Source organism: Negativicoccus succinicivorans (genome assembly GCF_018373335.1).
Taxonomy (GTDB): domain Bacteria; phylum Bacillota; class Negativicutes; order Veillonellales; family Negativicoccaceae; genus Negativicoccus; species Negativicoccus succinicivorans_A.
In genome coordinates this window covers 1-23035 of the sequence record NZ_JAHAHH010000010.1, presented here as the reverse complement: position 1 = coordinate 23035, position 23035 = coordinate 1, and the positions used below count along the sequence as shown (strand labels likewise).

The following is a 23035-nucleotide window of genomic DNA, read 5'->3' as shown; positions in this document are numbered from 1 at the left end:
GGATGGAACGTCAGATGACACAGCTGGCGCAACTGGGCCTGCTGAGCCGCTTCGTCGGCATGCTGACCGACAGCCGTAGCTTCCTGTCTTACACCCGTCCTTTTTACTTGCCGCTCTTTTTATTCCATCTTTATTTTTGTCTGATTGTTTATTATATCTCGTACTTCCTGCTCATAATTTTTTCGGATGTCATATATTAATGGAAATTCCGCGTTGAAATTTTTTTGCGCCGATTGAAATACTTCTGCCAACGGCTCAATGCTTTTTTCCACACGAGATAACTGTAATGCATTGCGATAAGCTTGCGCGCTTTCACTATGAATGCAAATCGGATCTTGGTTGCATGCCAAGCATTGTTTGAGCAGTAAAAACCGACCGATGCGACCGTTTCCGTCTTGAAACGGATGAATGGTTTCAAATTCCAGATGAAAATCCGCCATATCTTGCAATGACATTTGGCGTTCATTGTATTTTCCCAATAAATAGTCTATTTTTTCCGGCACTTCATGCGGCTGCGCGACCGCGATGCGTTTGCCGGACGGACCGATAATGACGTTGGGAATTTTTTTGAATACGCCGGCGAAACCGTGCTCGTCGTCAGTTGTATATTGCTTTAACAGTTGATGATATTCTCTTAACTTAAATACGGTAAGAGGACTTTGATAGTCTTCCACAATATAATCGAATAAAGCCAGTGAATTTTTAGTTTCCGCAACATCATTCCATGAATGATCACCACTGACGAAATTCTCTTTCAGCAGCGTTATTATTTCCGGCAGAGAAAAAGTGCTTCCCTCAATTTTATTGGTGTGATACAGAAAGTTTACTTTGAAATCGTCATATATTCCGTTAGATGTGTTTTTAAGTACCTGCAATGCGCTCGCGATATCCAACATTGCCATGTTCCTTTCTGCGTGTCCATGCATCTCGTAAAGGCGGAAAACAAATTACTATTACTTGTGCTCTTATTATACTATACGCATACGGTTTCAGATTTTCAGTCGTTGATGCTTCGATTTGTAACGGCGCGTTTATTTCGCGTAGCAAAAAAGCGCGACATGGTCGCGCTACGGTTTGGTTCAATGGCGGAGAGGGTGGGATTCGAACCCACGGCCCCTTGCGGGATCACCGGTTTTCAAGACCGGCTCCTTAAACCACTCGGACACCTCTCCAAGGTTGTGACTTCTCTATTCTACCGAAATCGTCATTAAAAAGAAAGAAAATTATAAATAATGACGTCGCCAGAGAATGAGGAGGGCGACCACCGTCGATACAAAAGCGATGCCGAGGACACCCCAGAAACCGATCATCTGACCTTCCCACGGCACGCCCGTATTGATTCCCCACAGGCTGAATACCGCCGTCGGTACGGTAAGCAAAATTGTCACGGAGGTGAGCAGTTTCATGACCTGGCTCAAGTTGTTGCTGATGATGGAGGCGAACGCGTCCATCATGCTGTTCGAGTTTTGCGAATACATCTGAACCATCTCGATCGCCTGCTTGTTTTCGATGATGACGTCTTCGAGCAGATCTTCATCTTCCTCGTACATTTTCAAAAGCGGGCGGGGCTGCACGTTGTTGCGCAGACGCAGGAGGCGTTCCATCACGACGCCGTTCGCTTTGAGCGCGCTGGTGAAATACGTGAGCGATTTCGAAAGTTCGAGCAGCTGGAAAAACTCTTTATTTTCCGCCGTTTCCCGCAAGCGGGCTTCGATGACGTCGGTGCGCTTGTTGATTTTCCCCAAGGCTTGTAAAAAGAGTGTCGCGGTCCGGTTCATCAGTTGGAACAGAAAGCGCGTTTTTTTGTACGTGCGGAACGTGCTGTACGTATTGCCGCGAAACGGCGCGAGCACATTGTTTTCTTCCAGTCCCACCGTGATAAAATGTTTTTCGGTAATAAAAATACCGAGCGGCAATGCGTCATAACTGTCTTCCGTTTCGCGCACGACCGGCGTATTGATGACGACGAAAATGTAATCGTCTTCCAATTCCACGTGGGAACGTTCTTCCGGGTCCAATGCCGAACGGAAATCTTCAATCGGAATCGGCGTGATCTTGGCCAGGCGGACCAATTCTTCTTCCGTCGGATGCACGACGTCAAGCCAGGAGCCTTTTTCTGCCGCTTCCGGCACGACCTCCTGCAGAATTTGATCTTCGTCATGTTTGTACGCGATGAGCACCGTTCCACATCCTTTCATTTCCGTCTTGTCATGAACGCTCCGCGGGCGAAAACATCCCGCACAGACATGCCTATTATACAATACGGAGGCGTAAAACAAAAGTGCCGCGCCAAAGAAAACTTGTAAAGTAAAAATAAATACGCTATAATATATAAGCTGTGTATCGAAAGATACCGCTCCTAGCCCTTTGTACGAAAGGGCCATATGTCCAAAAGAGGAGGTGTCCAAATGAACAAAAACTATGAAGTCATGTTCATCATCAATGCCGGACTGGACGAAGAGGCGGCTGACGCGATTGTGAAGCGCGTCGAAGACCTCATCACCAAAAATGGCGGCACGGTGAACAATATTGACCGCATGGGCAAACGTCGTCTCGCTTATGAAGTTCAAAAGCAGACCGACGGCAACTATGTGCTCGTTGAATTTGCCATTGATCCGGCGCAGGTCAAAGAAATCGACCGCGTCATCAAGATCAATGAAAAAATCATTCGTCATTTGATTGTCAAACAGGACAAATAAGTCCGGAGGTAGACTATGAATTCCGTACAAATCATCGGCAACCTCACCCGGGATCCTGAAGTTCGTTACACGAAAACAGGAAAACCTGTCGCATCGTTCACCGTTGCGGTCAACCGCAGCTGGGTCAGCGTGCAGGGGGAAAAACGAGAAAGTACAGATTTTATTCCGGTCGTTGCGTGGGGCAAACTCGCCGAGCTCGTCGGCAATCGCCTGAAAAAAGGCACCCGCACATTCGTCGAAGGTCGCTTCCAAACCCGCTCGTATGAGACGCAGGAAGGCGAGAAACGCTACATCACCGAAGTCGTAGCGAACCTCGTCGCGCCGAACGTCGATTACGACAAGCAGCCGTCCGCTGCGCCGGAACCGCGCGCTGACTACAGCCAGTTCGGTGCCCAGCCGCAAGCCGGCGGCAACTTTGGTAACCAGCCGAGCGGACAAGTGTTCGGCGGTAATGGCAACGACGACGATATCCCGTTCTAACGCAAGACCGATAGGGAGGCAAATTATGAGAAGAGATCGTCAACGTCGACCGCGCCGGAAAGTTTGCGCCATTTGCGCCGACAAAATCCAGCACGTCGATTATAAAGATATCAATTTACTGCGTCGGTTCATTTCCGAACGCGGCAAAATTCTGCCGCGCCGTGTGACCGGTGCTTGCGCGAAAGATCAGCGCAAAATCAATCTGGCGATTAAACAGGCTCGCGCGATTGCGCTCTTGCCGTTTTCGGTAGATTAATCAAAACCGCCTTCGGGCGGTTTTTTTGTATGTGAAAAGCCATCGATATTACCAACATGCCGGTAATGTCGATGGCTTTTTTAGCAAAACGGCATTTGTGAAGCGTTTGATGACGGACGAATAAATTAACAGCCCTGCATGCCGATGCGGTTTCGCAGATTATACAACGCGTTTATTTCAGCGGCCGAGCAGAGGGTCCATGACAGCGGTGAAGTAGCCGGCGATTTCTTCAGGCGTTTGCCGCATGTCGCTTTCGATCCACCAGTGAATGGTTTCGACAAAAGTGCAGGCGAAATGGTTGCGCAAAAAATCAGCGGGGACGGCGGGGCGTTCGCCTTCTTCGTGATTGAGCCAATATTCGCCGAGTTGCAATTTCAGATGCTCTTTGAGATAACGCAAAAAGATGTCGCGACTGTCGGAACGCAAGAGTCGCATAAAGGCTTCGCGCTGATTACTGATGTGGTAGAGAATGTGCGTGGTGTACGCGCGGTAACCGTTGCCCTGCGGTGTGAATTCGGGAATGGGACAATGCACGCCGACGCCGGCGAAAACATGGCCGAAGAGTTCGGTCAAAAGCGCTTCCATGAGCGCCTCTTTCGTGGGAAAGTGGGAGTAAAATGTACTACGCCCGATATTGGCGGCGTCGATGATTTGTTGCACGGTGATTTGCGCGTAACGGCGGCGGGTTAAAAGTTCGGTGAACGCTTGAAAAATGGCGTTGCGCGTTTTGATTTGACGGCGATCCATAGCATTTTCCTTTCCGCGTCGACGCAAAAAATTGCACGCGCGACAGCGATTATTTTATTGAACAAAAGTAAGATTCTATTCAGTAATGAACGATTCCTCTCGTTTGCGTCTGGTCAAGGCACTGAATATTTTTTACAATGAAGACAAATAAGAAACAATGTGTTCATTAAATACTTACATTGTAACGATACAGAGTAGATTTGACAAGGAGGAACTATGTGGGATCGCTGGTGGGAGTGGGCGCTTAGACCGCGCATGATGGTACTGATGACCGTGTTGCTGCTCGTGAGCGCGTACGGACATTTGACGAATAACGCTTTTTTGCAAATGTATGATCCCGGTTGGGGCGTGCTTTTGTTGGCGGGCATACCGCTGTTGTTCGGCGGGATCGAGTATCTCGTAAAAGAAAAAGAATTAACGTCGTGGCTTTTGGTCGGGATCGCGCTGGTCGCTTGCGTCGCGCTGGGCGAAGTGTTCGCGGCGACGGAAGTGGCGTGGATCATGGCGTTCGGCGAATGGCTCGAAGGGCGCACGGTGCAACGGGCGCGTCGCGGCCTGGAGCAAATTTTGGCGCAGACGCCGGCGCAGGGGCGGCGGATCAATGACGCGGGCGAAACGGAAATGGTGGCAGCGGAAGAGATCCGCGTCGGTGATCGCCTGAGCGTGCATCCGGGCGAAACGATTCCGGCGGACGGCGTGGTGCTGACGGGCGCGACGGCGGTCGATGAAGCGATGCTCACGGGCGAATCGTTGCCGGTGGATAAACGTGACGGCTCGGAAGTGTTCGGCGGCACGGTGAACGGTTTCGGCGCGATCGAAATGCGCGCGACGAAAGTCGGCGCGGATGCTTCGATGCAAAGACTGGTGCGCTTGGTGCGCGAAGCGGAAAACGAGCAGGCGCCGGTGCAACGCACGGTGGATCGGTGGGTGCGCTACCTCGTGCCGACGGCGATTGCCCTGTCGCTTATCGTTTTTGCGCTTAATTTTTGGTGGGGCACGCCGCTCACGGAAACGATTTATCGAACCGTGACGGTGCTGATCGTCTTTTGTCCGTGCGCGCTTGCGCTTTCCACGCCGACGGCGATTGTGGCGGCGATCGGACAGGCGACAAAGGCCGGCGTGATTATCAAATCGGGGGCGGCGCTCGAAGTAATGGGGCGCATCGATACGCTCGCATTGGATAAAACGGGCACGATTACGACCGGCGAACTCGCAGTGACGGATGTGTTGCCGCTGCGGGATGATGTTTCCGCGCAAGAGGTCTTGGCGTTGGCGGCGGCGGCGGAAGAACAAAGCGAGCATCCGCTCGGCAAGGCGATTCTGCACAAGGCGCAAGCTGTCGGCGTCACGCTGCCCGAGCATACCGATTTTGTGATGACGGGCGGCCGCGGCGTGCGCGTTCGGCTGACCGACGGCAGCGTTCTTTACGCGGGGAGCGAACGTTACCTCGCGCAAGAAGGAATCGACATCGCGCCGACGGTGGAAGCCACGCTGAACAAGTTACGTAGCAACGGCAAGATTGCGGTGCTTGTGGCGCAAGCGGATCAACTCATCGGCGTGGTCGCTTTCGCGGATACGGTGCGCGCGCAGATGCCGGCGGTGACGGCGGCGTTGCAACGCGCTCGACTCACGCCGGTCATGTTGACGGGTGATAACATGCAAACGGCGCAATTCGTCGGCGCAACCGTGGGCATTGATGAAGTACACGCGCGCCTGCTGCCGGAAGATAAAGTAGAGTACATTGCCGCGCAGCAAAAAGCGGGCCGACGCGTGGCGATGGTCGGCGACGGCGTGAACGACGCGGCGGCGCTGAAACGCGCCGATGTCGGAATCGCGATCGGTGGCACGGCGGGCGATATGGCGATTGAAGCGGCGGATATTATTTTGCCGGGGAGCGACATGACGCGCTTACCGTACCTCGCGCGGCTTTCGCAAAAGACCTTGCGCACGATTCACATCAACTTGGCGATCGCGTTGTCGCTGAATATTCTCGGCGTCATTTTATCGCTTTTCGGTTGGCTGACGCCGGTGACGGGCGCGATCGTGCACAACGCGGGCTCGATTATCGTGTCCTTGCACGCGATTTGGCTCTATGAAACCAAAATTTTGACCGGCGTGCGGGAGGCGGATGCCGGCCCGACTCGCAGCGCGTTATCGCGCGATATCATCCGCGGCTGATGACGCAACAAAAAAGACCTCGTACGAGGTCTTTTTTTATTGGTTAATTTTGCGCGGCATCGTCCGCGGGAAAGGAATGGTCGGTCGGCGGCGCGAAATCGTCGCGATCGGCGACCTTGGTAACGACGCCGCGCACCGCTTTCATGAATTTTGGACGGGCGATCATCACGGTATGACCGCAACCGCGGCAGCGAATGCGAAAATCCGCGCCGATGCGCAAGACTTCCCATTCCTTACTGCCGCAGGGATGCGGTTTTTTCATGTTGACGATATCGCCGATATCTACTTTTAAATACGCCATGGTTTCTCCTTACGCCTTTTTCACAAGCCGTGGCACCGTGTAGCTGCCTTGCGGCATGAGGCAAATGTCCGCGTTCGGACCGAGTTTTTGTTCCGCCAGCGCCAGCGCTTCTTCGACCGAATGCACCGGCGTGAAAAGGGCGGCGCGGGCCGCGTCGTCGGGCATTTCGGAAAGCAAATAGAAATCCGCTTTTTTCATCAGACGCGTAACCGCGTACGCTTTGTGACGGCCGATTTGAAAATCTTCGCGCACGTACGCTTCGATTTTTTTCGGCGAAGGATATGCGCGCACCGTCGCGTCAAATTCACTGTTGCCCGAACCTTCCGGACAGGCGGCGAGCAAGATGACGACACCGCCTTCCTGCACGGCGCAAACGGCGTTGTCCATCGTTTTTTGGCTCTGGTAAATATTGATGTCTTTCGGATAGCCGCCGCACGTCACGATGACGATCGGATATTCGCGCGGAATTTCGACGCCGTTCATGCGGTCGACCAACTCGCAGGCTTTTTCGTGCGCGGTGATGTAGTCACCGGCGAACACACCGATGAATTCTTTCTTTTCATTCAAGACGGTATTGAGCAAAAATGTCGGACGATGCATTTCACAGCCTTCGACCTGATCGAGGTAGATCGGATTGGTTTTGATCTCACCGATGACCGCGTGCGGATCGAGCATCAGCGAGTGGTTGTGGCGGATGGTTTCCCGATGCGCCACGCCCGGAAAGAGCGCTTTGCGCCCGCCGCCGAAACCGGCGAAGAAATGGTGAACAACGCTGCCGGTCAGAATTAATTTATCCGCGGCCAGCGCGTCTTTGTGAAACGCGACCGGCGTGCCGTACGAGGTTGTGCCGATTTTGATATAATCCTCGTCATGCCGCGCTTCGGCGTTGACCGTACGCAGACGGCGAAAGAGATCTTCCGTGATTTGCGAAATCATTTCTTCGTCCGTCATCGGGCGATGCATGCCCAGCGCGAAAAGAATCGTGATATCTTCGTCGGCCACGCCGCGCTCGTTCAGCATTTCCACGATGACCGGCAAAAAAATATCCGTGTGCGCGATGCGTGTCGTATCATTGACGATGATCGCGACTTTGTCGCCGGCGTCAATCAGTTCCGGCAGAGGGGCGGAGTCGATCGGATGCAAAAGCGCTTCACGAATCGCGCGGATCGGATCGGCGAGCGGCTGCATTGGCGCCATGGTTAAACAATTTTTTACCCGTTCGTCGGGCAATGTAAATGAAATTTCTTGGCGGCCGTAGGGCCAGGTGTAGGTGGTTTCCATGGGACTCCTTTCCGAATGATTTACATCATTTGCGCGGCGGCGTGAAGTTTTTCTTCTTTCAATACACCTCTGCCTTGCTTGCCGGTCAGTGTTTCAATTTTGAGATAAAAAACCGCGACTTCATTCAGATATTGATCGACGAAAGCTTCCGCCGTGTGCTCATGTTGCGGCAGGTAATGATTGCCGAAGCTCTGCATCAACGCTTTTATTTCCGCTACGTCGCGGACGACGGTGAGCGGTCCGAAGGCGATAACGCTTTTAAAATACGTAGTAAATTCCGCTGCATGGATATCGGCGCGGTCGATTACGCAAAACGAGCCTTGCGGGTGCGCGGCGATGGCGCTCATTTTATGTCCCTGCGGGGCGCCATGAAAATAAAGAGTATTGTCGTGATACCAATAATTGAGCGGAACGGCGTACGGTTGACCGTCGGCATCAATCAAAGCAAGTACGCCTTCATGGTGCTTCTGTAAAATTTCCTGACAGTCTGCATTGCTGAGTGCCTGCTCCGGTCGACGCATTGCTACCGATTTCATCGCTCCTCCTTTTTACCCGTATATAAAAAGCGGTTGCCGAGCCAATCGGTGGCGGACACGAGCATGCCTGTCGTCACGAAGTGACCGAGATCGTCAATGAATTCCGTTTTGACATCGGCGCCGGCATCTTGCAAAATGGTGGCGAATGCCGCGTCCGCGCGCGGATCAACGGAGTTGTCGGCGGCGCCGTGAATGAAGTAGAACGGTTTTTTCTTGAGGGCCTGTGCGTGCATGTGCGGCGACATTTCCTCCACATCTTTATTAATTTCAGCGGCCAGCGGATACATTTGGCCGAAGCGCGCCTGGAAGAAAAGATGGCTCAGCGGCCAATGACCGGAACCGTTGATCGCGACCACGCCGGACACCGCTTTTTGCTGTGCGGCGACGCCGAGCGCGGAGAAACCGCCCATGGAATGGCCGGACGGCACGATTAATTTGTAACCGTTTTCCCGCGCGTAATCTATCCAAATATCGCTTTCGCGCACGTTCTGGAACAGCGTTTTCCAAAAGTACGGATAGGATTTCGGATCTTCGTAATCGATTTCGCCGCGGTTGTCATGGTAGATCGCCGCCGGCACGATGACCTCCCAACCGGCGTTCGCAAAGGCCAGCGCCCGCAGTTCCTGTCCGGCCATCTTCGAGCTCCAACCGTGGTACCAAATCACCAGGCCGCGCGGATTGACGGGGGTGTAGCGGATAGCATCGATGCCTTGGCGCGTAATGGTGGAGATATTCACCATGAGCGCGCGTGCTTGTTCGCTCATTACATTCGACTCCTTTATTTTATCGGGAACGTATTGTTTTACGCTTAGTTTCATTCTATTACAAAAACGATGCGCCGCCAACCGCGCGCCCGCGGAAGACGAAAGCAGAGGAAAAAAATTTTGCGCGGGCACAAAGGGCTGTCAGACGCTTGTCAAAACGCTTATACAAATTTTGCATTATACAATATCTTGTAACTAAAAAAAGAAGATGTATAATAGATATACAAGTTATTGATTACCTGTTTGCAGGTTACAAAGATATCGTATGGAGGAGAAATATGAGTCGTTTTACCGGTTTCAGTGAGGAATTTATTCAGCAATATCCGCATTTTCCGGCGCATATGACGCAGTTGGCGAAGTTCGTTTACTATCGCACGTATTCGCGTTGGTTGGCGAAGGAAGGGCGGCGAGAAACATGGCGGGAGACCGTCGTGCGCGCGCTCACGTATAATTGCCAAATGGCGGCGGAAAATCAGGAAGACGCGGAAGCGCTATTTGACAATGTGTTTAACCTGCGTCAATTTATTTCGGGACGCAGCTTGTGGATCGGCGGTTCGAGCGCGTCGGAAAGTCTGATCACGGCGAATTTCAATTGCGCGTTTACGGTGATGGATAATGTGCACGCGTTTGTCGATCTGTTTTACCTCTTGATGGTCGGCACGGGCGTGGGCTTCCGCATTTTGAAAGACGATGTGGCGAAGTTGCCGAAGTTCCGCCATGACGTTATTTTGGAAAACTTGCCGTTTGAGCCTTTGCCGTCGAATGAACGCGTCGATCCGACGTCGATTATTTTCCGTACGGACGATATCGCGACGATTGTGGTCGGCGATTCCAAAGAGGGCTGGGTGCAGGCGCTGCAGTTTTATCTCGATATTCACACGCGCCATGATTACCGCAAAATTAAGCGGGTCCGCATCAATTACAACGGCGTGCGCCCGAAAGGCGAACGGCTGGTGACGTTCGGCGGTACCGCGTCAGGGTATGAATCGCTGGCGACGATGTTTGAAAAAATTCATAAAGTGCTGACGACGGAAGAATTCGCGCCCGCGCCGGTCGAAGGGCAGTTGCGCCCGATCCACGTGCTCGATATTTGCAATATCATCGGCGAAAACGTGGTGGTCGGCGGCGTACGTCGCACGGCGGAAACGGCGATTATTTCGCCGAACGACGATGAAGTCATCGAGGCCAAAACAGATCTTACGCCGAACAAATTCCACCGCTTCATGAGCAACAACAGCATTTATTTTACGGAAAAACCGTCGCGCGAACGCTTGCAGCAAATTTTTCACACCTTGCGCTACACGGGCGAACCGGGCTTCGTGAATGCGGCGGAGGGCAAACGCCGTCGCGCCGATTTCGAGGGCTTGAACCCCTGCTTTGAAATTTTACTGCCGCGCAATTCCGTCTGCAATTTGACGACGGTCAATATTCTCGCCTTCGTGAAAGACGGCAAGTTGCTGAAAGAGGAACTTTTGGCGGCGGAACGGTTGAGCGCGCGCGCGTGCTACCGCATGACCTGCATGAATCTCGAATTGCATGATTGGAACCAAACCCATCAGCGCGACCGTTTGCTCGGCTGCTCGATGACGGGCTGGCAGGACGCGATGAGCGCGCTCGGCTACGATCGGGAGCAACAGATCGAATTGATGCGGGAACTGCATGACGCGGTCCGCGCGGCGGCGGATGAATACGCGGACGAGCTCGGCACGCCGCGTTCGCTCCTGGTGACGGCGGTGAAACCGGAAGGCACGCTCTCGCTGGTGGCGGGCGGCGTCAGTCCGGGATTGCATTACTCGCACAGCGAATATTTTATTCGCCGGATCCGCGTTAACGCCAGCGACCCGCTTGCCAAGACGGCGGAGGCGCTCGGCTGGAGCGTGCATCCCGAAGTGGGACAGGAAGAACCGAATGTGCGCACGAAAGTCATCGATTTTCCGTGCTATTCGCCGGTCAAGCGCACGAAGTACGATGTGTCGGCGATGGAGCAACTGCAGACGTATTACGATTTCCAAAAGCATTACACGGAGCAGAACAGTTCGAATACGATTTCGATTAAAGACGACGAATGGGACGACGTTTGCCAAAACGTGTACGATCACTGGGACGAAATGCTCGCCTGCTCATTTTTGAGCCTGTCGGATCATCACTATGAACTCGCGCCGTACGAAGCGATCACGAAGGAAGAGTACGAGGCGATGATGGCGACGATGCAGGACTTCAATCCAAATTTGCTGAATTACTACGAACAGGCGACGGGGAACGAAGGCAAGGAATTTGAAATTTTGGACGATCGGGAAGAATGCGCGTCGGGAGTTTGCCCGATCAAATAAAACGAGGTGCTGAGCATGGAACAAGCGCCGATTTTGGCGATTTGCTATGATTTTGACCACACGCTTTCTCCGGACGACATGCAGGCCGCGGGCTACATCCAGTCCGTCGGCTTCGCCGTGGAGGATTTTTGGCGAGAGTCGCGCAAGCTTGCAGAACAAAATGAAATGGATCGCAATCTTGCGTACATGTACCTGATGGCGAAGACGGCGCGCGGCAAAGTGTTGTTCACGCGCGAGCGACTGGCGGAGTACGGCGCGCAAGTGCCGTTGTATCCGGGCGTGCGCGAATGGTTCGCCAATGTGAGCGCGCTGGGGGAAGCTGCGGGCGTGCAGGTGGAGCATTACATCATCTCGTCCGGATTGAAGGAAATGATCGCGGGCACGGCGATTGCGAACGAATTCAAAGCGATTTACGCGAGCTCCTTTTTCTACGATGAAGACGGGGTGGCGGTATGGCCGGCGCAAGCGGTCAACTACACGAATAAAACGCAATTTCTGTTTCGCATCAAGAAAGGCGTGCTCGATGTCAATGACGAACGCATCAATGAATATTTTCCGAACGAAGAGATGCGCGTGCCGTTTCGCAATATCGTCTACATCGGCGACAGCGCGACGGACATTCCGTGCATGAAGCTGGTGGCGAGCTCGGGCGGCCACGCGATCGGCGTGTACGCGCCGGGCGAATCGACCGCCATGGTGGACGGTTTACTGCGCGACGGGCGAATTCAGTACAAAGCGCCGGCGGATTATCGGCAAGGCGCGCCGCTGGAACAGCTGATCGACGCGATTATCGCGCAGACGGCAACGCGGGAAAAGTTGGAGCGACGCAAAGCAGCCGACCTTCATGACGCGAAGAGCCGACTCGCGAACGCAAAGCAAGGTCAATAAATCTTTCCGAATTAGCATCACACAATAAAAAAATACAAAACGAAGACACAAAAAAACCGCCATACGGCGGTTTTTTATTACGGTAATTCATACGGTTGATCGCCGCGCGGCGGTCCGAAGATGGCGGCCATGATAATGCCTTTGCGCCAATCCTTGCGCGTTAAGCGGCGACCTTTCATGCCGACGCGACTCGCCGATAAGGGCGTCGCTTTCAGCGTCGCGAGCGGATTGTCGTTGCCGATCGCGAGCGACGGTTCTTTTAAATCGCGTACGGCGGCGGGCGCCTGACGCAACGGATGGCCGGCGTGATCGTGGCCGGCATGCGCCAACGTCGCGGAGTGACCGGGTTCTTCGATCGGCATTCCCGAATGCCGCGCCGGTGTTTCCATAGGCGGTTTTTCTTTCGGCGCGCGTTCCGGTGGCGGATCTTGTTTCGGAACGGGATCGGTGACCGACGGATCGTCCGCGTCATCGGGCGGCGACGCTTCGAAAGGCGCGAACCATTCTTTTTTCATGCGTTCGATGAATTCCTCCGGCGTGATCTCCGTCAGCGCGGAAGGGTCGAGATGATCCGTCGGCAGCGAATGATGTTGTGATTTTTTACGTCGTTTGGATTGCAGTGAATCGACAATGACGATAGCGATAACAAGCAGGATGCCCAGTAATGACTCCATAGGTTGTCCTTTCCTGTGCGGTGAACTTCGGCAAAAGCAACGAAAGCCGTTGCCGTCTTGATTTTTTATCAGCGTTTCCGTTTTTTGCGAAACAGACGGAAAAGACCGCGGCCGAGCGTGAAGTAGAGCAACACTTGCAGTAAAATGGCGGTCGTTACCGCGATGACGCGGATGATACTGCCGATAAATCCCATGCGTTGACGCCTCCTTTACCAAGCGCGGCCAGCCGTCAACGACGGTTTAACCATTTGGCAATCGCGTACGCGATGCCGCAGCCGGCGATGAAGTACAGCGCCAAGCGCAAAAACGATAAAAAGAACGCGGCTCGTAAAAATACACCCATGATTATTCCTCACTTTCCGGTTTGGCAATCGCCTCACGCATTTCCGTGTCGGCGTTAATATTTTGTAAACGATAGTAATCCATGACGCCCAATTTGCCTGACTTGAGAGCCTCCGCGAACGCGATCGGCACCTCCGCCTGCGCGCGGACCACTTCGGCCTGCATTTCCTGCGTCTGAGCGCGCATTTCCTGCTCTTTGGCGACCGCCATCGCGCGGCGCTCTTCGGCGCGCGCCTGCGCGATGCGTTTGTCGGCTTCCGCCTGGTCGGTTTGCAGTTCCGCGCCGATGTTGCGTCCGACATCGACGTCAGCGATATCAATGGACAGAATTTCAAAGGCCGTGCCGGCATCCAAACCTTTTTCCAACACGGTGCGCGAAATATGGTCGGGGTTTTCCAAGACGTCCGTGTGACGTTCGGACGAGCCGACCGTCGTGACGATGCCTTCACCGACACGCGCGATGATCGTCGCTTCGCCGGCGCCGCCGACTAAGCGGTCGATGTTGGCGCGAACGGTAACGCGCGCCCGCACGCGCAATTCGATACCGTTTTTCGCCATCGCGGAGATGATCGGCGTTTCAATGACTTTCGGGTTAACGCTCATCTGTACCGCTTCGAGCACATTACGTCCGGCGAGATCAATCGCGGCGGAGCGTTCGAAGGTCAGCGGAATCGAAGCGCGGTGCGCGGCGATCAGCGCGTCGACGACGCGGTCGACATCACCGCCGGCGAGGTAGTGCGCTTCCAGCTGGTTGACGTTGACCTCGAGGCCTGCTTTCGAGCCCTTGACGAGCGGCAAGACGATCACGCGCGGCGGCACGCGACGTAAGCGCATCCCGATGAGATCGAAGATGCTGATATGAACGCCGGCCGCCAGTGCGGAAATCCACAGCCCAATCGGCACGAAATGCTGTAAAATCAAGATAAAAAAGACAATCAGCACAATGGTAAAACCGGGAAAAACAAAGTCCATATTTCCTCCTTATAATTCGTTTTCGCTGTCGGAACGTGCGGCGACGATGATGCGATTACCGATGACGCGACGTACAATGATCGGCGTGCCGCGCGGGATGAATTCGCCCTGCGTCACGACATCATAGGGACGCCCGTCGATTTTGGCCGTGCCCGCCGGTCGTAAGGGCGTGGCGGTGATGCCGGCGTGTCCGGTAAGAAAAGCATAGTCATCATTGCTGGTGTAACCCGACGCGCTGTCGCTCCGTTGCGAAAGCGTCAGCCGCCGCCAGAGCCGACCTGTTGTCAGATGTTTGGCCAGGTGCCAGAACATAATGATCGAGAGCACCAGCCCGCCGGCGATGATATACAGCGCCGAGCTGCTGCCGCCGAGCAACAGGAACAGACCGCCGATGCATAAAGCGATCCCCGCCGCTGTGACAAAACCGGTCATGACGAAGAAAATATCGCCCAAGATGATGAGCACGCCGCCCGCGAGCATGAGCGCGGCCAAAAGCGACGGATTGCCGGTTTGCCATTGCCCGAAAAAGAGCAGGGCCGTTGCCACGAAAGCGACGAGGCCGCCGCCGGAAAAGCCGGCGGTTTTAATTTCCGCGAATAATGAAACAAAAATAATCGCGATTAAAATGGTTTGCAACCAGGGCGACGCGAGCCAGCCGACAAGCGTGTCGGACCACTCGGGCGCGACGGTAATGAGGTGGGCGTTTTGCCAACCGTAATGCGCGAGCAATGAGGACAAATCTTCCACTGACGTCTGCGCGAGACCTGCGGCCTGCGCCTGTTGCTCCGTCAGCGAAAGAATCGTGCCCGGCGCGGCGTAAGGCGGATAGCCGAGCGTTTTATCGACCATCGCCGCGGCGAGTTCCGGAGAACGGTTGCGCCGTTCCGCTGTCGCGGCGAACTCACCGCGCACGGCCGCAATCGTTTTTTCGGTGGCGGGAATCGGTTCCGCCGCTCCGATGGAACTGCCCGGCGCCATTACGAGATCCTGTCCGGCGAGCGCCAAGAGAGCGCCGGCGGACCAGGCGCGCGGATGCACGTAGACGACCACCCGTTGCGGGGAAGTGAGAATTTCATCGCGCATCGCGGTGGCGTGCGTCAAGACGCCGCCGAAACTGTCCAAATCAAGTACCACCGGCGCGTTTTCCCGTTGCGCCGTCGCAAGCGACCGATGGAGTTGCGCTGCGGTTTGGGCGTTGATTTCACCGTGGATCGGTACCAACACCACATTTTGCGCAAAAGCGGTCAGCGCCAAACAGCAAAAAAGGCAGAGTGACCAAAGGACGCGCCAATGAAAGCGAGGGCGCGGCATCATGACGCGCCTTGTATTTGTGCGGCGTATTTATCGCCCTTCGCTTCGGCGTGAAAATAATTCATCAGCGCCTGCGCGCGCTCAATGGTGAGATGCGCGTAGCACGCGTATTCGAGCAGCGGATTGCCGCGCTCCTTGCGCTTTTGCGCCATATACGCGCGGCGTTCGTCCAATGTCATGTCGGCGACATATTCCAGATCCTTTTGCCGACGTTCGTAACGAAATTCCATATACTTTTGAGTAGCGTCCGCTTCCTCGCGAGTCATCACGCCGTCGCACACGGCATCGTCCAAATAGTAACGGATCGCTTGCGGATGGTGCGGGGAAAGTTCACGCACGGCTGGCGGCATCGCCTGCGGTACGGGCGGCGGAGCCGCGACGGTGGCGGCGATTCCCAGCAGACACGCGCTGCAAAGAAGAGCGCTGATTCGTTTTATCATAGTATCTCCTTTCTAAAGCGGAAAAATAACATTTATATCTTGAATATACCTGACGAAAAAAGCAGTGTCAAACGCGCGGCAAGCGACGGATCGCATATTGCCCTTGCCCGTCGGGAGGGAGTTCGTTACAATAATATAAGGAGGCTGTATGCAGGAACGAAAATCATTAACGAAAATTACTTTGGAGACATCCGTGCGTGCGGCGGCTCCGTTCCAACTCATTTACACGGCGATGGGCATTGTTTTCGGCATGCAAATGGTGATGACGCCGCGTTCTCTTTTACAAGGGGAATACGCCCTGGCCGTTTTAGTTTGCGTTTGGCTGATTCACAGCGCCAAACGCGTGCTTGTCGTGCTCGATGCCGAGACGATGGAAGTCACGTTGCGGCCGACGACGCTCCGCGGCTTGCTTGGAGAAACGTTCGGCAAAAAAAGGACCGTCACGGTGGAATACTCTTCGGTTGTCGGCGTATCGGAGACATGGCGCGAATTATATGTAGTCAATCGCAATGGCGGTATGAGCGTAATACCGGTCACGTGGCATGAACTTTCCGCCCATGATCGCGGTGTGATTTTACGTCGCTTTCAGGAAGCGAAACAGGAAAGTTAACGGCTAGAAATACAAAGGAGAAACTATGAAACGAGTTTATTGGCTGACCAATATCGACAGTCAGGCTGACCACGTCGCGCGGGCATTGCGCTCGTTGCGCGAAAAAAATGAAACGATTCCGGCCGAGGTTATTTCGGTCAAAAACGGTGACGTGACGGATTTCACTCCGCCCTCATTTCAAGACGCGGCGCTGGTCGTGGTGTCGTTCATGGGCGGTCAGACGCTGGTGGAGGAAGCGCTGAACGCGCTGAATGAGTATCCCGATGTGCCGTACCTGGTGCTGGCGCACGGACCGAACCCCGCCCGTCCGCGCGGCGTGGAGCCGGAAACGATCGAACGGATGACGAAGTATCTGGCGTACAGCGGTTTGCGCAATATTGAAAACCTCTGGCGCTATCTCGCGAATACCTTTTTGCATATCGGCAAAGGCGCGACGGCGGAACCGGAACAACTGCGCACGGACGGATTATACTATCCCGGTGAAGAGCCGTACGGAACGCTTGCGGAATTCGCCGCGGCGCATCTCGATCCGGATAAATATACGGTCGGGTTTTTCTTCTTGCGCGATGATTGGCTTTGGGGCAATTTGCGTTTTTACAATGCGCTGATCGCGGAAATCGAATGCGCCGGCATGAACGCGTTGCCGCTTTTTACGCATTGGGGCAGCGGCGCGAGTCAGGAACGCACGCTCGAAACCTGCGTGCAGGAATATTTTTATGACGCCGACGGCAAAGTCGTGCCCGATGTCGTCATCAATAACCACCGCATGTCGTTGCGACTGGGGCGCGCGAACGATCCGAAGTTTTTGGAAAAACTCGGCGTGCCGACATTGCAGGCGTACCATTCCAAACAGGATGAGGCGACTTGGCGCGCCAATCCCGCCGGCCTCACGCCGACGGAAATCTCGGCGACGGTGGCGATGATTGAAACGGACGGCATCTTGCACGGGCCGGTCGCGTCGCATCGCGAGGTCGAACCGGGCGGCGAGCCGCAACGCGAACCCTGGGCGTACGGTTTGGAACTTTTGGTACGCAAGGCGAAACGCTGGGCGACGCTGCGGCACAAACCGAACGCGGCGAAAAAAGTGGCGATCGTGCTGCATAATTACCCCGCGAATAATACCAATATCGGTTGCGCGGCGGACCTCGACTCGGGAGCGAGCCTGTTCCGTCTTTTGCAAGCCATGCAAAAAGACGGTTACGATGTCGGCGCGCTGCCGGACACGGCGGCGGAGCTTTGGGAAGAAGTGCTCGCGCACATGACCAATGACCGTCGTTATCTGAGCGAAACGATGCAACGCGACGCGACGAAAATCGCGGGCGGCGATGTTATCAAGTATGAAAAAACATTGCCCGCAAGCGTTGTCCAAAAGATGAATGACACATGGGGAAACGCGCCGGGCGACGCCTTTGTCAACAATGACGAAGAACTTTTGCTGCCGGGCTTACGGCGCGGCAATATTTACATCGCACTGCAACCGCCGCGCGGTTTCGGTGAGGACCCGTCGGCGATCATTCACAGTCCGACGCTTGCGCCGACGCATCATTACTTGGCGTACTACCATTACTTGCGCGACGTGTTCGGCGCGGACGCGTTCGTTCACCTCGGCACGCACGGCTCGCAGGAATGGCTGCCCGGCAAACAAATGGGCCTGTCGGATGAATGTTACTCGCAAATTACGATGGACGACATGCCAAATATTTACCCCTATTTAACGACGATTATCGGCGAAGGCATTCAGGCCAAGCGCCGCGGTCAGGCGGCGTTGATCGGCTACCTGCCCGCGCCGACGGCGCAAGGCGGTCTGTACGGCGACTGGGAAGCGCTGGCGCCGCTTTTGGATGAGTATCGGCATTACAAAATCTACGAACCGAAACACACGGAAAGCGTGGTCGCGGATATCGCGGCCTTGGTGGAAAAACTGGGCATGACCGAAGTGTTCGGCACACCGACGGCGGACAATCAGGAAGAGTACATGCTTAAAGTGCACAATTTCCTGGACGATATGGAAAGCAGTGAAACGCATACCGGTCTGCATATTTTGGGAGAAGTGCCGACAGGGGATAAATTATACGCGCTCGTGCGCAAACTTGTCGCGGTGGCGCACGGCGATGTGCCGTCGCTTGTCGATGCGCTCGCGGAAGCGCTCGACGTCCCCTACGCGGACATTGCGCAAAAACCTCTCGCCACGCCGGAAGAACTCGCGCAAAAACGCGACGTCGACCGCAAAGCGGAGGAACTTTTACGAGCGCTCGCCGCGCGTGACTGGCAGGCGGATACCTGGCGGGATCTCGTCGCGGATACGCCGCAATCGCCCGCGTTGGACGCGGTGCTGGCGTTGATCACCGAATCGATTTTGCCGAAAATTCAAGGCGTCGGCGCGGAATTGACGAACCTTGTCGGCGCGCTGTCCGGCGTGATGGTGCCGGCGGGCCCGGGCGGATCGGCCGCGTCGGGCAATTTGGAAGTACTGCCGACCGGACGCAATTTTTACGGCATCGATCCGACGAAAATGCCGTCGGCGACCGCGTGGAAATTGGGCACGGCGCTGGGCGACGCGCTCTTGGAACAATACGTGGCGGAAGAAGGCAAGTATCCCGAACAGGTCGGCATCATCGTTTGGGCCGGCCCGAACTTGCGTAGCAACGGTCAGTGTATCGCGGAAATTTTATATTTGCTCGGCGTCAAACCGGTTTGGCGGGCGGAAACGGGACGCGTGGAACGGCTCGAAGTGCTTCCGCTTAACGAACTCGGTCGTCCGCGCATCGATGTGACCGCGCGTATCAGCGGCCTGGTGCGCGATTCGTTGCCGCAGGCGGTCGCGCTCATCAATCAGGCGGTCGCGTTGGTCGCGGATCTGGACGAACCGACGAATATTAATTTTGTTAAAAAACATATCGAAGCGGACGCGGCGGAACTGGCTGCGGCGGGAACCGATCCCGCGGCGGCGCTCAAAGAGGCGCGGTACCGCGTCTTCGGTTGTCCGCCCGGCGCGTACGGCGCCGGTGTCGGCAATGTGTTGGATGAAAAAAATTGGGAAAACGAATCCGATCTCGCCGACGCGTACTTGGCATGGGGCGGCTACGCTTACGATGAAAACGGCGCGGCGCACGCGTCGAAAGAGGCCTTCGCGCAACGTCTCAAAACGCTTGACGTCACCGTGAAAAACGAAGACACGAGCGATCTGAACCTAATGAGTTCGGACGATTTCAACGCGTACCATGGCGGCATGGTGGCGGCCAGCCGCGCTTTGGGCGGGAAGGCGCCGCGTTCCTACGTCGGCGACAGCTCGCAGCGCAGTCGGGTGCAGGTGCGCACGCTCGCCGAAGAATTTCAACGTGTCGTGCAGGGCGAAGCGCTTAACCCGAAATACATCAAAGGCATGATGGAGCACGGTTATAAAGGCGCGCTGGAACTTGCCAAGCGAGCGATGCTTTCCTACAGTTGGGACGCGACGTCGGGCGTCATGAATGACGCGCTTTACAATCGCATCACTGAATCCTACGTGCTCGATCCCGAAGTGCGGGAATGGATGCAAAAAGTCAATCCCTGGGCGCTGCACGAAATCAGCGAGACGATGCTTGAAGCGCGACAACGCGGCATGTGGAACGCGCCGGAAGAAATGCTCGCCGAACTGCGAGACATTTACCTTGCGACCGAAGGCGATTTGGAAGAACGCAGCGAATAATTTTTACGAAAAAGACACAACGTACGCATAAAGATAAACAATACAATGATGGGTAGGTATTATGGAGACAAAAACATCGGCCGATTTGGCCAATAATGTACATGATAAGGTGGGCAAGGCGGCCACGAATGTCAGCCACGAGGTCACCGAGCAGGTCGACACCGCCGCGCAATGGACCGCCAATGCCTGGGATTATCTGGCATCGCACATGGTTGATTTTCTGATGGCGATATTGATCTTCGCGATCGGTTACTACATCGCCCGCTTTCTGCGTGACAGTCTGGCGCGGATGATGAAACGCTCCCGCATGGATCAGCTGGTAGTCGATTTCGTGACGCAGGGCTTATATTTTTTCATTCTGATCCTGGTCGCGTTGGCGGCGCTGAACAAAATCGGCGTGCCGACAGACTCGTTTGTCATGGCCTTGGGTGGTATGGGTTTAGGCGTCGGCTTGGCCTTAAAAGACAATATCAGCAACATGGCGGCCGGCATTCTGATCCTGGTTTTCCGACCGTTTCGGATCGGAAATTACGTGCAGGTCAGCAGCGCGGAGGGGACCGTGACGCAGATTACGCTGATGAATACGCACTTGCGCACGATCGGTCGCCAGGAAACCGTCGTGCCGAACGCGGTGATGATCTCGAACGCGATCGTCAATTATTCCGTATATCCGACGCGTTGCATGGAGCTTTTGCTTGATGTGGCGTACAGTTCCGACTTGAATCAGGTCGTCAGCGTTTTGAAAGATGTCGTCAAACGTGACGGCGGTGTTCTGAATGCGGACGATATGCTGATCGGCGTGCGTGAATTCGCCGATAACAGCGTGCGCGTGTATATGCGCCCCGAAGTGGATTCGTTGGAATATTGGCCGACGTATCATCGCTTAATGCAATCGATCAAGGAAGCTTTTGACGCGAACGGCATTGATATTCCGTTCCCGCACCGCGTGCTGGTGTTGGAAAAAGCGGAAGATGCGCCGCCTCTGGCGGGCGTGTCGCCGGAGCAGAACAAAGCGGAATAAATGTTCGTAGCGCACTCTCGCAGACGATGAGCATTGGGAAATATATCATGAAATAAAAAGACACCGTACGGTGTCTTTTTTATTTATTTTAATTTATGCAAAAGTCCTTCCCTCTTTAGAAATTCGCGCGCGACTTTCGCCGGATCCTGTTGCTCTTCGTCGACCTTGTAGTTCAAATCCTGCGCGACTTGATTAGTGAGATGCGAGCCCAGTTCGTTCAAAACGGCGATGACTTCCGGATGTTTTTCCGCGGCGTCCGTACGCAAGAGCGGAGTCGCGAAGTACGGAGGGAAGTAGTGCCGATCATCGGCGAGCATGACCAAATTGAATTTACGTACCAAGCCGTCGGTGGTATACGCGTTGACGACCTGCACGTCATCATTAAGGAGGGCGATGTAACGCGAGGAGCCGTCCAGTCCGGTGGTGCCGGCGAAATTCATGCCGTAGTAAGCGGTCAGACCGGGAAGTCCGTCTTTGCGATTGGTAAATTCGAACGTAGAGCCGACGACCAAGTGCGGCGCCGCGGCGATCAAATCGCTCATTGTTTGCAAGCGGTATCGCTCGGCGGTGTCTTGCCGTACGGCGAGCGCGTACGTATTGTCGAAACCGTATTGCGGGAGCATCAGGATGCCCATGGCTGCCAGCTCATCGCGACTGCGACGATATACTTCATCGACATCGGTCAGCGGCTCGTGGCGCAATATGGAAACATAGACGGTGCCGGTGTAATCCATGTAGAGATCGATGCTGCCCGTTTTCAAGGCCTCATAGGCGACTTGCGTGCCGCCGAGGTTCGTGTGACGGGTGACGCGCAGATCGGTGCGGTCTTCGATCATATCCGCCATCAGATGCGCCATGATGACGCCTTCCGTGAAATCTTTCGAGCCGACGATGATATCGCTTTGCGTTTCGGCGCAATTGCGCCAGGCGGCGTTTCCCGCGCCGATGATGAGAAGCGCCATGACGAGACCGATCAGCCATTTGGCGCGGCGGCGTTCTTTTTTGATCATCGAGCGCGTATGTTCCGGCGTAATCAGGGTGGCCATCGGCGTAACGAGTTCTTCCACGAGGCCGAGCAGGTAGTCCACGGCGAGCGCCAGCAAACAGGCGGGGATCGCGCCCGCGAGAATCATATTGCTATCGACGGTGCGAATGCCGGCGAAGACGAGATCACCCAAGCCGCCCGCGCCGATGAAGGCCGCGATCGTCATTAAACCGACCGCGGTGACGGCGCTGATACGGATTCCGGCCATGATGACGGGCAGCGCCAGCGGAAATTCCACTTTACGCAGCACTTGCCAAGGGGAAAGACCGATTCCGACCGCAACTTCTTTGGTGTCGGGAGAAATTTGCGTCAGCCCCGTGTACGTGTTTTTGATGATGGGCAAGAGGGAATAAATAATGACGACGAGGACCGCCGGCACGCGACCGATTCCGAAGAAGGGAATCGCGAAGCCCAACAGCGCCATGCTCGGAATCGCCTGCATGATATTCGCCGTTTGCAATACCGGCGCTTG

General features: G+C 55.0%; 23 protein-coding genes and 1 tRNA gene. 10 read left to right on the top strand and 14 right to left on the bottom strand.

Features of this window, described 5'->3' with window-relative positions; translation table 11 throughout:
- The first annotated feature begins 2 nt into the window (after positions 1–2).
- Positions 3–200, top strand: a complete 198-nt coding sequence (locus KH813_RS06855) for a glucuronate isomerase (protein WP_369694423.1) — start codon at positions 3–5, stop codon at positions 198–200.
- Here KH813_RS06855 and KH813_RS01715 read toward each other — a convergent pair.
- From KH813_RS01715 to KH813_RS01705, 3 genes are all read right to left on the bottom strand, one after another.
- Complete coding sequence (locus KH813_RS01715; protein ID WP_303992478.1) at positions 120–902, bottom strand: Fic family protein; 783 nt, start codon at positions 900–902, stop codon at positions 120–122. The genes KH813_RS06855 and KH813_RS01715 overlap by 81 nt on opposite strands.
- A gap of 181 nt (positions 903–1083) precedes the next feature.
- Positions 1084–1172 (bottom strand) — tRNA-Ser (locus tag KH813_RS01710).
- A 51-nt stretch (positions 1173–1223) separates the two neighbouring features.
- Entirely contained in the window at positions 1224–2180 is a 957-nt protein-coding gene (locus KH813_RS01705; RefSeq protein ID WP_303992474.1) for a magnesium transporter CorA family protein, read from the bottom strand.
- A 228-nt stretch (positions 2181–2408) separates the two neighbouring features.
- Here KH813_RS01705 and rpsF point away from each other — a divergent pair, with 228 nt between their 5' ends.
- The 3 genes from rpsF to rpsR are packed head-to-tail and all read left to right on the top strand — an operon-like array spanning position 2409 to position 3435.
- Complete coding sequence (gene rpsF, locus KH813_RS01700; protein WP_303992472.1) at positions 2409–2699, top strand: 30S ribosomal protein S6; 291 nt, start codon at positions 2409–2411, stop codon at positions 2697–2699.
- Between the two features lie 15 nt (positions 2700–2714).
- Positions 2715–3179: a single-stranded DNA-binding protein gene (locus KH813_RS01695; protein ID WP_075939307.1), complete on the top strand. Its 465-nt coding sequence runs from the start codon at positions 2715–2717 to the stop codon at positions 3177–3179.
- Between the two features lie 25 nt (positions 3180–3204).
- The gene (gene rpsR, locus KH813_RS01690; RefSeq protein ID WP_303992469.1) at positions 3205–3435 is read left to right on the top strand and encodes a 30S ribosomal protein S18; all 231 of its coding nucleotides are present in this window, start codon (positions 3205–3207) and stop codon (positions 3433–3435) included.
- Positions 3436–3612: 177 nt separating this feature from the next.
- On the opposite strand, the gene KH813_RS01685 is transcribed toward rpsR, so the two are convergent.
- Positions 3613–4182, bottom strand: a complete 570-nt coding sequence (locus tag KH813_RS01685; RefSeq protein ID WP_303992465.1) for a TetR/AcrR family transcriptional regulator — start codon at positions 4180–4182, stop codon at positions 3613–3615.
- Between the two features lie 216 nt (positions 4183–4398).
- Here KH813_RS01685 and KH813_RS01680 point away from each other — a divergent pair, with 216 nt between their 5' ends.
- Positions 4399–6360 (top strand): cation-translocating P-type ATPase, encoded by a 1962-nt coding sequence (locus KH813_RS01680; protein ID WP_303992462.1) that lies wholly within the window; start codon positions 4399–4401, stop codon positions 6358–6360.
- A 43-nt stretch (positions 6361–6403) separates the two neighbouring features.
- Here the strand turns inward: KH813_RS01680 and KH813_RS01675 are convergent, their stop codons facing one another.
- From KH813_RS01675 to KH813_RS01660, 4 genes are read right to left on the bottom strand one after another with little or no spacing between them, the layout of a single operon-like run.
- Positions 6404–6661 (bottom strand): DUF951 domain-containing protein, encoded by a 258-nt coding sequence (locus KH813_RS01675; protein ID WP_159822837.1) that lies wholly within the window; start codon positions 6659–6661, stop codon positions 6404–6406.
- Between the two features lie 9 nt (positions 6662–6670).
- A complete protein-coding gene (gene larA / locus KH813_RS01670; protein WP_303992458.1) occupies positions 6671–7942 on the bottom strand; it encodes a nickel-dependent lactate racemase in 1272 nt (423 codons plus the stop codon).
- Positions 7943–7962: 20 nt separating this feature from the next.
- On the bottom strand, positions 7963–8478 hold the full coding sequence (locus tag KH813_RS01665; RefSeq protein ID WP_303992456.1) for a pyridoxamine 5'-phosphate oxidase family protein: 516 nt from the start codon (positions 8476–8478) through the stop codon (positions 7963–7965).
- On the bottom strand, positions 8475–9242 hold the full coding sequence (locus KH813_RS01660) for a S9 family peptidase (RefSeq protein ID WP_303992454.1): 768 nt from the start codon (positions 9240–9242) through the stop codon (positions 8475–8477). Before KH813_RS01660 ends, KH813_RS01665 begins: the two co-directional genes overlap by 4 nt.
- Before the next feature lie 278 nt (positions 9243–9520).
- Here KH813_RS01660 and nrdJ point away from each other — a divergent pair, with 278 nt between their 5' ends.
- Positions 9521–11572, top strand: coding sequence for a ribonucleoside-triphosphate reductase, adenosylcobalamin-dependent (gene nrdJ / locus KH813_RS01655; protein WP_303992452.1), 2052 nt, complete (start codon positions 9521–9523; stop codon positions 11570–11572).
- A gap of 15 nt (positions 11573–11587) precedes the next feature.
- Positions 11588–12460: an HAD family hydrolase gene (locus tag KH813_RS01650; RefSeq protein ID WP_303992450.1), complete on the top strand. Its 873-nt coding sequence runs from the start codon at positions 11588–11590 to the stop codon at positions 12458–12460.
- A gap of 77 nt (positions 12461–12537) precedes the next feature.
- On the opposite strand, the gene KH813_RS01645 is transcribed toward KH813_RS01650, so the two are convergent.
- The 5 genes from KH813_RS01645 to KH813_RS01625 all read right to left on the bottom strand — a co-directional run bounded on the left by KH813_RS01645 (position 12538) and on the right by KH813_RS01625 (position 16199).
- Positions 12538–13134, bottom strand: coding sequence for a hypothetical protein (locus KH813_RS01645; protein WP_303992448.1), 597 nt, complete (start codon positions 13132–13134; stop codon positions 12538–12540).
- 68 nt (positions 13135–13202) lie between these two features.
- Positions 13203–13328, bottom strand: coding sequence for a hypothetical protein (locus KH813_RS01640; protein WP_303992445.1), 126 nt, complete (start codon positions 13326–13328; stop codon positions 13203–13205).
- Positions 13329–13479: 151 nt separating this feature from the next.
- Positions 13480–14448 (bottom strand): flotillin-like protein FloA, encoded by a 969-nt coding sequence (gene floA, locus KH813_RS01635; RefSeq protein WP_303992443.1) that lies wholly within the window; start codon positions 14446–14448, stop codon positions 13480–13482.
- A gap of 9 nt (positions 14449–14457) precedes the next feature.
- Positions 14458–15759 carry a nodulation protein NfeD gene (locus tag KH813_RS01630; protein WP_303992440.1) on the bottom strand — a complete coding sequence of 434 codons (1302 nt, stop codon included), beginning with the start codon at positions 15757–15759 and terminating at the stop codon, positions 14458–14460.
- On the bottom strand, positions 15759–16199 hold the full coding sequence (locus KH813_RS01625) for a somatostatin (protein WP_303992437.1): 441 nt from the start codon (positions 16197–16199) through the stop codon (positions 15759–15761). The genes KH813_RS01630 and KH813_RS01625 overlap by 1 nt, the downstream gene beginning before the upstream one ends.
- Positions 16200–16347: 148 nt before the next feature.
- Between KH813_RS01625 and KH813_RS01620 the strand changes: the two genes are divergently transcribed.
- The 3 genes from KH813_RS01620 to KH813_RS01610 all read left to right on the top strand — a co-directional run bounded on the left by KH813_RS01620 (position 16348) and on the right by KH813_RS01610 (position 21518).
- Positions 16348–16809 carry a hypothetical protein gene (locus KH813_RS01620; protein ID WP_303992435.1) on the top strand — a complete coding sequence of 154 codons (462 nt, stop codon included), beginning with the start codon at positions 16348–16350 and terminating at the stop codon, positions 16807–16809.
- Between the two features lie 25 nt (positions 16810–16834).
- Complete coding sequence (gene cobN / locus KH813_RS01615) at positions 16835–20497, top strand: cobaltochelatase subunit CobN (protein WP_303992432.1); 3663 nt, start codon at positions 16835–16837, stop codon at positions 20495–20497.
- Positions 20498–20558: 61 nt separating this feature from the next.
- Positions 20559–21518, top strand: coding sequence for a mechanosensitive ion channel family protein (locus KH813_RS01610; RefSeq protein WP_303992429.1), 960 nt, complete (start codon positions 20559–20561; stop codon positions 21516–21518).
- Positions 21519–21601: 83 nt separating this feature from the next.
- On the opposite strand, the gene KH813_RS01605 is transcribed toward KH813_RS01610, so the two are convergent.
- On the bottom strand, positions 21602–23035 hold a 1434-nt coding region (locus KH813_RS01605; RefSeq protein ID WP_303992426.1), incomplete at its 5' end, for an ABC transporter permease/substrate-binding protein.